15 protein-coding genes and 1 other annotated feature are annotated in these 14241 nt (G+C 47.4%); of the genes, 14 read left to right on the plus strand and 1 reads right to left on the minus strand.

Annotated features, from left to right (window positions below; all coding sequences use genetic code 11):
- Positions 1 to 53 precede the first annotated feature (53 nt).
- The 9 genes from MHB54_RS22550 (at position 54) to MHB54_RS22590 (ending at position 8405) form a co-directional block, all read left to right on the plus strand.
- Positions 54 to 392, plus strand: a complete 339-nt coding sequence (locus tag MHB54_RS22550; RefSeq protein ID WP_028540485.1) for a YlmC/YmxH family sporulation protein — start codon at positions 54 to 56, stop codon at positions 390 to 392.
- A gap of 82 nt (positions 393 to 474) precedes the next feature.
- Positions 475 to 1359 (plus strand): peptidoglycan editing factor PgeF, encoded by an 885-nt coding sequence (gene pgeF, locus MHB54_RS22555; RefSeq protein WP_081327468.1) that lies wholly within the window; start codon positions 475 to 477, stop codon positions 1357 to 1359.
- 8 nt (positions 1360 to 1367) lie between these two features.
- The gene (locus MHB54_RS22560; RefSeq protein WP_103744839.1) at positions 1368 to 2069 is read left to right on the plus strand and encodes a YggS family pyridoxal phosphate-dependent enzyme; all 702 of its coding nucleotides are present in this window, start codon (positions 1368 to 1370) and stop codon (positions 2067 to 2069) included.
- A complete protein-coding gene (locus MHB54_RS22565) occupies positions 2060 to 2512 on the plus strand; it encodes a cell division protein SepF (protein ID WP_023989437.1) in 453 nt (150 codons plus the stop codon). The genes MHB54_RS22560 and MHB54_RS22565 overlap by 10 nt, the downstream gene beginning before the upstream one ends.
- 7 nt (positions 2513 to 2519) lie before the next feature.
- A complete protein-coding gene (locus MHB54_RS22570; protein ID WP_023989436.1) occupies positions 2520 to 2777 on the plus strand; it encodes a YggT family protein in 258 nt (85 codons plus the stop codon).
- Between the two features lie 8 nt (positions 2778 to 2785).
- Positions 2786 to 3568: a YlmH family RNA-binding protein gene (locus MHB54_RS22575; RefSeq protein ID WP_028540488.1), complete on the plus strand. Its 783-nt coding sequence runs from the start codon at positions 2786 to 2788 to the stop codon at positions 3566 to 3568.
- 172 nt (positions 3569 to 3740) lie between these two features.
- Entirely contained in the window at positions 3741 to 4250 is a 510-nt protein-coding gene (locus tag MHB54_RS22580) for a DivIVA domain-containing protein (RefSeq protein WP_023989434.1), read from the plus strand.
- Between the two features lie 168 nt (positions 4251 to 4418).
- Positions 4419 to 4703, plus strand: a binding site (T-box leader).
- A 79-nt stretch (positions 4704 to 4782) separates the two neighbouring features.
- Entirely contained in the window at positions 4783 to 7872 is a 3090-nt protein-coding gene (gene ileS / locus MHB54_RS22585; RefSeq protein WP_340982032.1) for an isoleucine--tRNA ligase, read from the plus strand.
- 140 nt (positions 7873 to 8012) lie between these two features.
- Positions 8013 to 8405, plus strand: coding sequence for a DUF5665 domain-containing protein (locus MHB54_RS22590; RefSeq protein WP_226887732.1), 393 nt, complete (start codon positions 8013 to 8015; stop codon positions 8403 to 8405).
- A gap of 22 nt (positions 8406 to 8427) precedes the next feature.
- On the opposite strand, the gene MHB54_RS22595 is transcribed toward MHB54_RS22590, so the two are convergent.
- Positions 8428 to 9162: a TraR/DksA C4-type zinc finger protein gene (locus MHB54_RS22595; protein WP_264454767.1), complete on the minus strand. Its 735-nt coding sequence runs from the start codon at positions 9160 to 9162 to the stop codon at positions 8428 to 8430.
- Positions 9163 to 9398: 236 nt separating this feature from the next.
- Between MHB54_RS22595 and lspA the strand changes: the two genes are divergently transcribed.
- The 5 genes from lspA to MHB54_RS22620 all read left to right on the plus strand — a co-directional run bounded on the left by lspA (position 9399) and on the right by MHB54_RS22620 (position 14227).
- Entirely contained in the window at positions 9399 to 9890 is a 492-nt protein-coding gene (gene lspA, locus MHB54_RS22600; protein ID WP_264454768.1) for a signal peptidase II, read from the plus strand.
- A gap of 1 nt (position 9891) precedes the next feature.
- Positions 9892 to 10863: an RluA family pseudouridine synthase gene (locus MHB54_RS22605; protein WP_264454769.1), complete on the plus strand. Its 972-nt coding sequence runs from the start codon at positions 9892 to 9894 to the stop codon at positions 10861 to 10863.
- 504 nt (positions 10864 to 11367) lie between these two features.
- Entirely contained in the window at positions 11368 to 11934 is a 567-nt protein-coding gene (gene pyrR, locus MHB54_RS22610) for a bifunctional pyr operon transcriptional regulator/uracil phosphoribosyltransferase PyrR (RefSeq protein WP_043882258.1), read from the plus strand.
- Positions 11931 to 12845, plus strand: coding sequence for an aspartate carbamoyltransferase catalytic subunit (locus MHB54_RS22615; protein ID WP_023989427.1), 915 nt, complete (start codon positions 11931 to 11933; stop codon positions 12843 to 12845). The genes pyrR and MHB54_RS22615 overlap by 4 nt, the downstream gene beginning before the upstream one ends.
- A 59-nt stretch (positions 12846 to 12904) precedes the next feature.
- Entirely contained in the window at positions 12905 to 14227 is a 1323-nt protein-coding gene (locus MHB54_RS22620) for a dihydroorotase (RefSeq protein WP_028540490.1), read from the plus strand.
- Positions 14228 to 14241: the final 14 nt, after the last annotated feature.

Raw genomic sequence — 14241 nt, forward strand, 5'->3', positions numbered from 1 at the left:
GGACATTTTTTGGGCTCTTCCGCTCATATAGTGAAATAAAGGATGTGATGCGTGTGAGTGCACCAGAAACGTCAGTAAGAGCAATGAAAATTTCCGAGTTTCAAACCAAGGATGTCATTAACATTGTAGATGGACGACGTCTGGGACAAATCAGTGATTTGGAGATTGACGTGCGGCAGGGGAAAATTGAAGCCATTGTGGTTCCAGGCAGCAGTCGTTTTATGGGCTGGTTTGGAGGCGGAAGCGAGTTGGTCATTCCGTGGCGCAACATTGTGAAAATTGGTTCGGATGTTGTGCTTGTACGACTGGAAGGATTGCATGAGCCGTCGGGTGAAGGGGAGGAAAAGTTGTATATCGAACGTCAAGAGCGGAGTGACCGACGGGGCTTCTGAACTTGCAGATCTACGTATTTTAGTGTGTTGTGAAGACACGGCGGCGGCTTTTTGGTACACTGGGCAGTAGAGGTGAGAATGAATGGAACCATTTGTAGTGAACACCGAGGCTACGGGGGCTGCGCTTATGAAAGATGGCGGACGTCCCGTACCGGAGTTGTTATATATTCAATCTTGGGAGCGGCAGGTTCAGGGATTAACAGCGGGTTTTACAGGTCGTCATGGCGGTGTCAGTGAGGTGCCCTACGCTAGTCTGAACTGTGCGTTCCATGTAGGGGATGACCCCGAGCAAGTTATTCGTAACCGTCGGCTCATTGCTGAGCAGCTTGGCTTTGCTGCTGAAGCGTGGACGTGCGGTGAACAGGTTCATGGTCATCATGTTGCTGTGGTCAAGGCTGCTGATCGCGGGCGGGGCTTTATGGATCGTGCATCCGCTTTTCAGGACACAGATGGACTTTTGACGAATGTACCTGGCATTTTGCTGACGTCCTTTTATGCAGACTGTGTACCATTATATTTTTGTGATCCAGTCCGCCGTGTGATTGGGTTGGCGCATGCAGGCTGGAAGGGAACCGTTGCGGAAATCGCATTGAAAATGGTACAGACCATGCAAAACGAATATGGATCTCAGCCGTCTGATATACTAGCAGCTATTGGTCCTTCCATTGGTTCTGAATCCTATGAGGTGGATGAGCATGTGATGAGCCAAATTCGGGTTTTGGAGCATGATTGCCCGGGTAATGATAAATGGGAAGGTTCTGTTTACTTCCCCTTAACCGACGGAAAAACACTACTTGACTTGAAACAATGCAATCGACACATTATGATGAAAGCAGGAATATTGCCGAGCCATATCGAATGTACTACCTTATGCACGAGTAGCCGTAGCGATTTGTTTTTTTCATATCGCAAAGAAGGCGGCGTCACAGGAAGAATGGCGAGTTGGATTGGTCTGGAAGAGAGGTGAGTCCTCCCGTGTCTTTGGAGGAACGAATTAAAGAAGTGAATGCCCGTGTAGAAGCGGCATGTGCCCGAAGCGGACGTTCGTGTGATGAAGTTAATGTGATCGCTGTCACGAAATATGTTTCGGCGGCGACAATGACATCGGTACTGGATAGCGACTTAGAGCATGTGGGCGAAAATCGCTGGCAGGATGCTGCGGATAAATGGAGCAAGTTGGGTGACCGGGGAACGTGGCATTTTATTGGTCATCTCCAAACGAATAAGGTTAAAGATGTGATTGGAAAATTTAAATTTATACATTCGCTTGACCGCTTATCGCTCGCTCAGGAATTGGACAAGAAGGCAGCCGCTCTGGGACTGCGAGTTAAAGCTTTTGTGCAAGTCAATATTTCTGGGGAAATATCCAAATATGGCTTGTCCTCTGAGGCGGTTGTCCCCTTTTTGGAACAAATTCGCGAGTTGGAGCATGTGGACGTGATTGGCTTGATGACGATGGCTCCTCATGAGCAAGACCCGGAAAAAACTCGGCCTGTGTTTCGGGGATTACGTGAATTACGGGATAGGTTAAATGGACAAGCCTTGACCAGAGAACCCATCGCTCACTTGTCTATGGGGATGTCCAATGATTTTGAAGTGGCGGTTGAAGAGGGAGCGACCTGGCTGCGGCTTGGTTCCGTACTGGTCGGACGAGAGGAGGATTTCCATTGGGCGTAATGAATAAGTTCATGAACTTTCTGGGGCTTCAGGAAGAAGAGGAAGTTATAGAGCGAGAGGTTATGAATACGCCGGAAGATCAAGAAATTGAAACCCCAAGCTTTGATAAACGTAAGAACCAGAAGAGCACTAATGTTGTCAGCATCCATTCACAGAAAAATGTGAAAGTTGTCCTGTATGAGCCGCGTTCTTATGATGAAGCACAGGAAATTGCCGACCATATCCGTTCCCATCGCACCGTCGTAGTTAATTTGCAACGAATTCGCAAGGATCAGGCGCTGCGCATTATTGATTTTTTGAGTGGTACTGTGTATGCACTGGGTGGTGGTATCTCCAAGGTCGGGAACAATATTTTTCTGTGTACACCAGATACGGTTGAGATTCAAGGCTCTATTACGGAAATACTGGCTGACACTGAACAAGAACTTAACAGAATGAGGTGAACTTTTCTTGATCGAGGTAATTTACTGGCTATTTCAGATTTATTCGTACATGATCATTGCATATGTTCTGCTGTCATGGCTTCCTAATGCCAGAGAGAGTGTAATTGGTGATTTACTTGCCAAGTTTGTGGAGCCGTATTTGTCTCCGTTTCGCAGGTTTATACCGCCAATCTTCGGGATGATTGATATTTCACCCATCGTTGCGCTGATTGCTCTGCGTTTTGCGTCATACGGTTTGATTTCTTTAATTGGTAATTTCGTCTAGGAGGAGTTATGCGAACTGAGATTTATGAGCATTTTCACCCGGATGAACGGGATTATGTGGATCGCGCTTCCGAATGGATCAGTCATGCGGGAGCTTATCATGAGCAGAAGCTGACTGATTTTTTGGACCCGCGCCAACAGTACATATTGGAGACACTTGCTTCGAAGGAAGACAAGGTCACGATTAGGGTAGATGGCGGATACATGGCTTCGGAACGAAAGCGGGCGCTTATTGCGCCCGATTATTCGTATTTGGACGGTGAGGAGATGGGGATTCAGGTCCTTTCCATCACATCTGACGATCATAAAATAGGTACCCTTGAGCACGGTGATTATCTAGGTGCCCTACTGGGACTTGGAATCAAACGTGGGAAAATCGGGGACATTCATGTACTTGATGATGGGTGCCATGTATTGGTAGCTTCAGAGATTGTCGATTTTATGACGATGCATTTGCAGCAGGTACATCGTGTCCATGTATGGACAGAACTGTTGCCTGTAGCGAGTCTGCGAACGAAGGAAGTTGCATTAGAGGCGCTAGATCTGACTGTCGCTTCTTTACGACTGGACGGTATTGCCAGCGATGTGTACAAGCTAAGCCGCAGTAAAATATTAACACCGATTCGGGCGGGACGGTGCCGGGTAAATTGGAAGGTGGAGGAGAATCCATCCACTCCACTTAAAGCTGGGGACGTTATTTCCATGCAGGGTTTTGGGCGTTTCAAAGTGCTTGAAACAGACGGGATGACAAAAAAGGGAAGATTCCGTGTCAAAATTGGTAAGTTTGTATAGCTGTAGGCAGGAATCACGAGCTTTCTGTCGAAAGAATTAAGCTATAGCGAAGAACTGGAACGATTTTGCTCTGTACAGTATTCACAAAACGGGGTATGATGACCGATAGATGATAGTGAGCGTCGTGACGCGGAAAATGTATTTTTTGTCAATCTTATAGGAGGTGGACGGCATGCCATTAACGCCATTGGATATACATAACAAGGAATTTGCCCGCCGGCTTCGCGGTTATGATGAGGATCAGGTTAATGAATTTTTGGATCAGGTGATCAAAGATTACGAGGGCGTTATTCGTGAAAATAAAGAACTGAGCACCGAGTTGTTGAACGTACAGGAGAAGCTCGATCATTTCGCGACGATTGAGGATACGCTGAGTAAGACGATTATCGTGGCGCAGGAAGCGGCTGATGAAGTTCGTAACAACGCCAAGAAAGAATCCCAACTGATCGTGAAGGAAGCGGAAAAAAATGCGGACCGTATTGTGAACGAAGCATTGTCTAAATCCCGCAAGATCGCGTTGGAGGTTGAAGAACTGAAGAAGCAGGCATCAATTTACCGAGCACGGTTTCGTACACTGGTGGAAGCACAGCTTGATTTGTTAAGCCAAGACGGCTGGGAAGCCCTTGAAAACCGGGAACGCGAAGTACTGGAGCGCGAGCGTGAGATGAAAGAAATTTACTAATTTCATTTCTGACAAGCTTTTATTAGGCTTTGTTAGGGTTGACTTTTATCTTTAAACAGGCTATAACTGTAAATACTATACTGAATTCAATGATTATCCGTCCGTCGGCTGATGGTTGTTATTCAAGGCAACGATGTTGCTGATTTAATATTCGATGAATTTAACATGTTTAATTCGTTGATGGGAACGAGTACGTCATGATTTGTCCCTCAGAGAGTTGGCCTTCCGGTGCAAGCCAACGTTCAGAACATGACCGAAGATCCTCCCGGAGAAGTGAGCTGAAGCGCTTAAGATTTTTTATGGCGTGTGTAAGCAATCACCGTTTGCCATGCGTTATAATGGCGCCCTGCTGTAGTTGAGTGGGGCTCAGAGAGCCGTGATGAGACTGTATTTTTAGAATGGTCTGTTTTTACGGAATCAGGGTGGTAACGCGAGCACAGTCTCGTCCCTTTACAGGGATGGGGCTTTTTTTGTTGCTTTTTTTAGGAAATGCTAGGGAAATCAATGATGAGCAGAGAGGGAGTATGACAGTATGAACAGAGTGGATGTTAAAGAAAAAGCACGGTCCCGTGACCTGCGCATCCTGAGCAAATGGAAACAAGAGGACACATTCCGTAAATCCATCACAAATCGTGAAGGAAAGCCAAATTTTGTATTTTATGAGGGCCCACCAACAGCTAACGGTAAACCGCATATCGGTCACGTGCTGGGACGTGTAATTAAGGATTTTGTAGGCCGCTATCAGACAATGAAGGGATACCGCGTCGTACGTAAGGCAGGCTGGGACACGCATGGCTTGCCAGTAGAATTGGGTGTACAAAAGCAACTGGGAATCTCCCACAAGCCTGAAATTGAAGAATATGGCGTTGAAAAGTTTATTAAGAAATGTAAGGCAAGCGTGTTTGAGTATGAGCAACAATGGCGTGATCTAACCGAAGCGATCGGATACTGGACAGACCTCGATAACCCGTACATTACTTTGGATAATAACTACATCGAGAGCGTATGGAACATTTTGGCGACAATTCATGAAAAAGATCTGTTGTATCGTGGTCATCGTGTGAGTCCGTATTGCCCGGATTGTCAGACGACGCTAAGTTCTCATGAAGTAGCGCAGGGCTACAAAGATGTGAAGGATCTGAGTGCCACGGCGAAATTCAAGCTGCATAGCAGTGGTGAATATGTACTGGCTTGGACGACAACACCTTGGACCTTGCCGAGTCACGTGGCGCTCGCCGTCAACCCTGAACTGGAATATGCACGTGTGAAGCAGGAAGACGGTGTATACATCGTTGCTAAAAATCTGGTTGAGGACGTAATTAAAGGCGATCATGAAGTGATTGGCACACTATCCGGTTCAGAACTGGTTGGCCAAACGTATACCCCGCCATTTACGTATTTTCAGGTTGAGAAGGGTAATCAGATTCTGGGTGCGAAGTTCGTAACAGACTCCAGTGGTACAGGTATCGTTCATATGGCTCCAGCGCATGGTGAGGATGATTACCGGGTATGTCGTGAAAATGGTGTTGAATTCATCAACGTGGTGGATCTTCAAGGTAACTATGTAGAGGAAATCACTGATTTTGCAGGCCGTTTTGTGAAAGACTGTGATGTAGATATTGTTAAAATGCTGTCCGAAAAAGGTTTGCTGTACAGCAAGGAAAAATACGAGCATAGCTATCCGTTCTGCTGGCGCTGCGATACTCCATTATTGTACTATGCTATGGACAGCTGGTTTATCAAAACAACTGCGATCAAGGATCAATTGATTGCCAACAACAGCGAAGTCGAATGGTACCCGGGGCATATACGTGAAGGACGTTTTGGCAAGTTTTTGGAGGAACTGGTGGATTGGAACATCAGTCGCGATCGCTATTGGGGTACACCACTAAACATCTGGGTTTGTGAGGAAACTGGAGAACAGTTCGCTCCGCATAGTATTGCTGAATTGAGGGAACGTGCGATTGGCGATGTACCAGCGGACATCGAGCTGCACAAACCATATGTAGATGATATTAAGGTTCGTAGCCAATGCGGTAAATACGAAATGACTCGTACACCGGAAGTAATCGACGTATGGTTCGATAGTGGCTCCATGCCGTTTGCACAGCATCATTATCCTTTTGAAAATAATGAAACGTTCGAGCAGCAATTTCCGGCAGATATGATCTGTGAAGGGATTGACCAGACTCGTGGCTGGTTCTATAGCTTGCTTGCGGTTTCGACTATGCTGACTGGCAAAGCTCCTTATAAAGCTGTCATGGCGACAGGCCATGTACTGGATGAGCAGGGGCAGAAAATGTCTAAATCCAAGGGTAATGTTATTGATCCGTGGGAAGTGATTGACGAGTACGGTACAGATGCTTTCCGCTGGGCATTGCTGTCTGATAGTGCACCATGGAATAGCAAACGTTTTTCCAAAGGCATTGTAGGTGAGGCTAAATCGAAGCTGGTGGATACGCTTGTAAATACACACGCTTTTCTGACTTTGTATGCGGATATCGACGGATTTGATCCGGCACAGCATCCGTTCAAACCATCGGCTCATAAGTTGGATCGTTGGATTTTGTCCCGTCTGAACAGCCTCATTTTGGTAGTGGACAAAGCGCTGGCTGTAAATGACTTCCTGAACTCATCTAAAGCAATTGAATCGTTTATTGATGAGCTGAGCAACTGGTATATCCGTCGTTCACGCGACCGATTCTGGGGCAATGGTCTTACAGAAGATAAGCTGGATGCATACCGTACACTGACCGAAGTGTTGTTAACGACTGCCAAACTGCTTGCGCCGTTTACACCACTGCTTGCAGAGGATATTTACCTCAACCTAAGCAACGGGGAAAGTGTTCATCTGGATGATTATCCGACTGCCAATGAGTCCTTGATCGATTTGGAACTGGAACGAGATATGGAAACGGCACGCCGTGTCGTTGAATTGGCGCGTAACGTCCGCAACGAAACGGGTTTGAAAACGCGTCAACCGTTGTCCGAGTTGATTCTGTCCATGGATCAGGACTTTGAACTGAGTGGCTATGAGGAAATCATCAAAGATGAGATTAACGTGAAGCATATTCATGTTGAGACGGACGATAGCGGCTTTGTAGATTTTACACTGAAACTGAATTTGAAAGTAGCAGGCAAGAAATACGGCAAAAATGTCGGTTTCCTACAAAACTTTTTCAAAGGAATGTCTGCTGAGGATACCCGTTCTGTTGTAGAAAAAGGAGTGTTAAACGTCGCTTCTCCAGAAGGTGAAGAGCTGCAAGTTACGGCCGAAGAACTGCTGGTGGAGAAAAAAGCGAAAGAAGGCTTCGCTTCTGCTTCCGGTTATGGCTTAACGGTAGCGTTGAACACAGACATTACGCCAGAGCTGGAGCAAGAGGGTTGGGTACGTGAAGTGGTTCGTGCGGTACAGGATTATCGTAAAAAACTGGATCTGCCGATTGAAAAGTATGTGGCGTTGACGTTGGATGTAGATAACGAGCTGCGTCAGGCCATCGAAAGCTTCGATTCTGTGTTGCGTGAGAACGTATTGGTTACTACTGTGACATTTGGTCAAGCCGAACCGGCAGAACATGTGGATGTGAACGGTAAAACCATCGGCGTTCATATTGGAGAATAATTACAAGCCCCCTGTCCCATAATACAATAACAGGCAGCATATAAAAACGAGCCTAAGCATCGGAAACGGTTTTTCTCCGTTACGTGCTTCGGCTCGTTTGCTGCGTTCAGGGCAGCCATGGGAAAAGGGGGATTGTGCATATGACGGCACGATCAAGGCGTAGACAGGGGAGAAGTCTCCGAGAGATGAACGGAGAAGGAGCAGCCGTAGCCGCAGATAAAAGCAAAACAGGTAATCAGGCAGAGCAATTAAGTCGTGTTGAAAAGCTGATACGTGCTGTGTCAGAGCAGATGGAACGGACACGTATTGCAGATTATGCTTTGCTGCTGAACAAGCCTTGGCGATTACTTTGGCTAAATCTAATATCAGGCGTTTCCAGGGGAATCGGCATCGCGCTAGGTTTTACTTTTTTTGCCGCTACCATTATTTATGTGCTGCAAGTGCTCGGAGCGTTGAATTTGCCGATTATCGGTGATTATATCGCTGATATTGTACGAATTGTACAACGACAATTGGAGCTTACTACCTATTAGGCAGCGATCTCCACTTTGAAGTTCACGATTCGTCTTCGTGCGTATCCGGCTCCAGTAGACCTTCGCCCTCGCCATCTTCGATATAACGCTGATAAATGGAGCTGCGAATAACAGATACATTTTGTCCATAAATGTCAGTAGCAACAAAGCTTTCGTATGGTTCTACGAAGCCCATATTATCGTCGCCTGCTTCAATTTCCATATCATCATAACTGTGGATGTCTCCACTTTCGGCCATGGCTGGTGTGTTAGAGGTACCCCAATTTTCGACGATCTGCCAGGCATCTTCACCGTCGAAGCCGTTTTGATCATCACGATCATCCAGACTTGTTCTGCCGAACGAGGGAGCGAGAAATTCTTCCTCCACTGGGCGGCGGTTAGACACTTCTGTTTCGGGACTGTACTCTTTACAGTAAATGGTATAGGGAACAGCCAGCAGGCGCTCATAGGGAATGGGTTTACCGCTGGCGGCACAAATGCCATACGTCCCCTTTTCCATGGCCATCAGAGCTGATTCGATGCGTTCTAATTGGAATTCGTCGTGCTCCAGTAAGGAAATATCCTTGGCTCGCTCGTAGGTTTCGGTAGCCAGATCTCCTGGGTGGTTATCAATAGGAGAAAGCTCGCCGGTTTGATCGCGTTGGGAATCGCCGAGTCCGTAATGGCCGTTGTCCTGCAAACGATGCTCAATTTCTTTTTTGCGTTCCAGTAGTTCGTTACGCAAGCCCTGCAATTGTTGCTCCGTCAATGGGGACATGGAATCCTCTCCTTGTTCTAGGTTTACATGCGCATGCGTTGTGTCGAGTATGCTCCTTGTAGTTTGCACCGGGAAGGCCTCTTTTACATAGGAAATTCTAATCAAATGCAGTGGAGTTCATTTTATGGATGATCTGTGCTTGATAGCTTGCGGGTTTCGTGGACGATCTGAGAACGCTTATGCTACAATAAATGGGTTCAACAACGGATATAAGCGGATCGGAGTGACGAAGGACTGTGATTTATTTTGGTATTGCGCTAATTATTTTTTTGATTGATCAGGGAGTAAAATATTTGGTGGCTACGCGGATGGAATTGTACGAGCAAATACCAGTCATCGGCAATTTCTTTTTAATCACCTCCCATCGTAATCGTGGAGCCGCTTTTGGGATTTTGGAAGGTCAACGTTGGCTTTTTATCGTGATTACAATTGTAGTGGTGATCGGTATCGTCTGGTACCTGCGAAAAACAGTCAAGGCTGGACAAAAGCTACTTCCTGTTGCGCTAAGTTTGGTGCTGGGGGGAGCAGTCGGTAACTTTTTGGATCGAGCTATTTCAGGGGAAGTAGTTGATTTTGCACAATTTAATTTTGGAAGCTATACGTTCCCCATTTTTAATGTGGCAGATTCGGCGATTGTCATCGGTGTAGCACTGATTATTTTGGATACATTGCTGGAATCGCGTCGGGAAAAGGGAAGTGGCAATGATAGCATTGAAGGGAAGTCATAGCATGAGCGAAGTGAATGAAAACGGCGAAGCCGCAGGTCTGTCTTATGAGGACGAACTGGAGAGTGAGTCTCTGGAATGGACAGCGGATGCCGTGGATGCCAAGACGCGTATAGACAAATATATCGCCGAAGAAATGAAGGAAGTGTCTCGTTCTCAGATACAGATGTGGATCGGAAATGGTCGCGTGCTGGTGAACGGTACGGCGATCAAGGCGAACTACAAGCTGGCTGAAGGAGATCGTATTGTATTATCGGTACCGGAGCCAGAAAGTGTAGATATTGTACCGGAAAATATTCCGTTGGATGTCGTTTACGAGGACTCGGACGTTATTGTTATTAACAAGCAACGTGGTCTGGTCGTGCATCCTGCACCGGGACACTCTTCGGGAACATTGGTTAACGCACTGATGTACCACTGTCACGATCTTTCCGGCATCAACGGGGAATTACGTCCTGGTATTGTTCACCGTATTGATAAGGATACATCAGGACTGCTGATGGCGGCTAAAAATGATCAGGCTCACGCATCACTTGCAGCACAGCTTAAGGACCATAGTGTGACTCGGAAATATATAGCCTTAGTTCACGGTCATTTGAGCCACGATCAGGGAACGGTAGATGCTCCGATTGGCCGCGATTCGGGTGATCGCAAATTGTTCACAGTGACGGAACGTAACAGCAAGCATGCAGTCACCCATTTTCTCGTCATTGAACGGTTGGGGGATTATACCCTGCTTGAACTTCAATTGGAAACAGGACGCACACACCAAATTCGTGTTCACATGAAATTTATTGGACACCCATTGGTTGGCGACCCTATGTATGGACGCAGCAAAGGGGTTCGTATGGATGGTCAGGCGCTGCATGCGGCGGTACTGGGTTTTAAGCATCCATCCACTGGAGAGTACATGGAATTCAACAGACCGATCCCTCCTGATATGGAGGATGTGTTAGCATCCTTGCGTAGTCGCTAAAACAATGACAATTTGCATTCCTATTCACAAACCTGAATAAATTATTAAGTTAAACCGCCTAAATGGCGGTTTTTTTATTGTGGGATAAGGTATGGGTAAAAACAACTATGGATAATTATACAATGAAGTTGTATAATTATTAGAGTGCTTCCGGTGGTTCCGGTTGAACGGGTGTTGACACACGATTTTCAATCTGTCATACTTCTCGTAGTTGCGATGAACTTTGTCCAAGAGATGGCTAACCATCTCACACTATGAGAAGCAGGACAAAGGAAATCCTGAATAGCACCTTTAAATCAGTCCCGTGAGGCTGGCAAGGTAACGTGAATGGATCACTGATCAGTGCATCCGCTGCGGCGGTATGTCTTCAGTGTGTCCGAGAGATCGGAGAACAGTAGAAGACTGTTCACACGAGACTCCTTGCCAAACTTGGGCAAGGAGTCTTTTTTGTATCCGAACACGGGACCAGGTCTGAAGGGAACATCACCTGAGGAGGCTGGAAGCATGAGTAATGAAACACATGTACTGATGGATGAAATTGCGATTCGTCGGGCATTGACACGGATTGCACATGAAATTTTGGAGAAAAACAAAGGTATTGACGATTGTGTGCTAGTAGGTATTCGAACACGTGGAGTTCATCTGGCGCAACGTCTGGCTGAAAAAATTGCTGAGATTGAAGGCGCACCAATTCCATGGGGAGAGCTGGATGTTACAGCCTACCGGGATGACCGGAGCAGCGTAGCCGAAGCTAAAGGAAATGGAAAAGAGCTTTTGATGAATCCTGCTGACGTATCGGTTCATGATAAGAAAGTCATTCTCTTTGACGATGTGCTGTATACAGGCCGCACCATCCGCGCGGCGATGGATGCATTGATGCACTGCGGACGACCGCAAATGATCCAGCTGGCAGTGCTAGCGGATCGCGGACACCGTGAGCTTCCGATTCGTCCGGATTACATCGGCAAGAACATCCCGACCTCCAAATCTGAGGAAATCGTAGTAGCCCTTCAAGAGACGGACGGTAAGGACGAAGTGACAATCATTCAGAACCGGGGGGAACAGCTATGATCACAACAGCCAGTCAACTTAAAGAACGTAGCCTGCTCGGGTTAAAGGAACTTAGCCGAAATGAAATCGAGTCCATTCTGGATCGCGCTCATTATTGGGAGTCTCAACCAGAAAAACTGGTTCCAGTACTGCAATCACGCTTTGCGGCCAACATGTTTTTTGAAAACAGCACTCGCACCCGCTTTTCTTTTGAAATGGCAGAGAAGCGGCTGGGCGCTCAGGTTTTGAACTTTTCCGCTGCGGCTTCCAGTGTGGAAAAAGGGGAGTCCATTTACGATACAGTACGTACGCTCGAATCCATGGGCATTGATGCAGGAGTCATTCGGTTAAAGCCAGCCGGTGTGCTGCAAGAGCTCGCCGAGAAGGTCAGTGTCCCACTGGTTAATGCGGGGGACGGCAACAATGAGCATCCAACGCAGGCTCTGCTGGACCTGTACACCATGCGCAAAACTTTCGGTGAACTTAAAGGCTTGAGAGTATCCATCATAGGAGACATTCTGCACAGCCGTGTCGCTCGCTCGAATCTGTGGGCCTTGCAAAAATTCGGAGCCAAGGTTAGCTTCTGCGCTCCTGATAATATGCAAGCACCTGATCTTGCGGCGTACGCGCCTTATGTTCCGATGCAAGAGGCACTACAGGCGGACGTGGTCATGATGCTTCGGGTACAGCTGGAACGGCATGCTGAAGGGATGTTGCGCTCAGCGGATGAGTACCGAGAGCAGTACGGTTTGACAGAAAAAAGAGCAGCGAACCTGAAGCCCGGAACGATTATCATGCATCCAGCTCCAGTGAATCGGAATGTGGAAATTGATAGTGCAGTTGTGGAAAGCGAACAATCGCGAATTTTTCCGCAAATGGCAAACGGGGTTCCGATCCGCATGGCGGTTATGGAACGGGCAATGAAGCTGTAGAAGCTGTCAGTAGAATCGTAGGAAAAAGTTGCAGAAAACTGAGCGGAGGAATATTTCAGATGAAACAATTAATAATGAATGCAAGCGTATTGAACGAGCAGGGCGAGGCTGAATTGAAATCCATCCTAATCGCCGACGGAAAAATTTTGGCTATCGCAAATGCAGATGCTGGAGTCAGCCTACTTATAGAAGAAGGGGCATCTGAGCAGGAGCGCGAAGTTGAAAAAATCGACGCCCAGGGAAAACTGGTCATTCCCGGTTTAATCGACATGCATGTGCATCTGAGAGAACCTGGCTTTGAATATAAAGAAACGATTGAAACAGGCAGCCGTGCGGCGGTGAAAGGCGGATTTACGACGATTGCCTGCATGCCAAACACACGTCCAGTGACTGACAATGTGGACACAGTCCAGCTGGTATTGAAAAAGGGACAGGAAGCCGGGCTTGCCAAGGTTCTTCCTTACGCAGCCATTACGAAAAACGAACTGGGGCGTGAGCTGACAGATTTTGAAGCGCTCAAAGCAGCGGGTGCAATCGGCTTTACTGACGATGGTGTCGGGGTGCAAAGCGCGCAAATGATGAAGGATGCCATGGCGCGGGCCAAAGCACTGGATATGCCGGTTATTGCACACTGTGAGGATAACACGCTTGTTGAAGGAGCGGCGGTGACGGACGGAGAATTTGCCAAGCGCCACGGACTTAAAGGCATTCCGAACGAATCCGAAGCCATTCACGTCGGACGAGACATTTTACTATCCGAGGCAACCGGGGCACACTATCATGTATGCCATGTCAGCACGGAGCAGTCAGTGCGGTTAATCCGCCACGCGAAATCTTTTGGCATCAAGGTAACGGCTGAGGTATGCCCACACCACTTGGTATTGTCAGATGAGGACATCCCTGGGCTGGATGCAAACTGGAAAATGAATCCTCCGCTCCGCTCCCCACGTGATGTGCAGGCATGCATCGAGGGACTGGAAGACGGTACGATTGACATCGTCGTAACCGACCATGCAGCGCACAGTGAGGAAGAGAAGGCAAGAGGTATGGAGCTGGCGCCATTCGGAATCGTTGGATTTGAGACAGCCTTCCCGCTGTTGTACACAAAATTCGTAGCCACCGGACAGTGGACGCTGGACTTTCTAGTGCGTCGTATGACTGCTGATCCAGCGCGTGTCTTCCGCCTTGATACGGGACGCCTGGAAGAAGGGGCTCCAGCTGACCTGACCATGATTGATCTGGAGCAGGAGCAGGCAGTTGATCCGCAAACGTTTGCCAGCAAAGGACGCAACACTCCTTTTACAGGCTGGAAGCTCAAAGGCTGGCCTGTGAAAACTTGGGTAGATGGCAAACTGGTATGGTCTGCTGACGAAGCAAAATAAATAGAAATCACTAA

Source organism: Paenibacillus sp. FSL M7-0802 (assembly GCF_038004945.1).
GTDB lineage: Bacteria > Bacillota > Bacilli > Paenibacillales > Paenibacillaceae > Paenibacillus > Paenibacillus polymyxa_B.